This is a genomic window from Syntrophomonas sp. UBA1041, assembly GCF_002316705.1.
Classification (GTDB): domain Bacteria; phylum Bacillota; class Syntrophomonadia; order Syntrophomonadales; family Syntrophomonadaceae; genus DTU019.
In genome coordinates, this window is record NZ_DCEA01000024.1 from 1 (window position 1) to 211 (window position 211).

The 211-nt window shown below is 46.9% G+C and carries 1 protein-coding gene; it reads right to left on the reverse strand.

Annotated elements, in window-relative coordinates:
* The coding region (locus tag B2633_RS04825; protein WP_483169516.1) for a DnaA ATPase domain-containing protein at positions 1-211 on the reverse strand (211 nt) is incomplete at both ends.

Consider the following 211-nt stretch of genomic DNA (forward strand, 5'->3'; position numbering starts at 1 on the left):
CCCCGCCGTAAATAAAAAGAGGATTGTAGGCCTTAAAAGGGGATTCCCCCACCGCATAACAGGCGGCATGGGCAAAACGGTTGCTGTTTCCTACCACAAAGGTGTCAAAGGTATATTTCCGGTTGAGTGAGGAAATTTTGTTGTCAAGACTGGAATCTGTGGTAAGCAGCAGTGAAACATCCTGATTGGTCATGCTGCGCAGCTTTTTTTG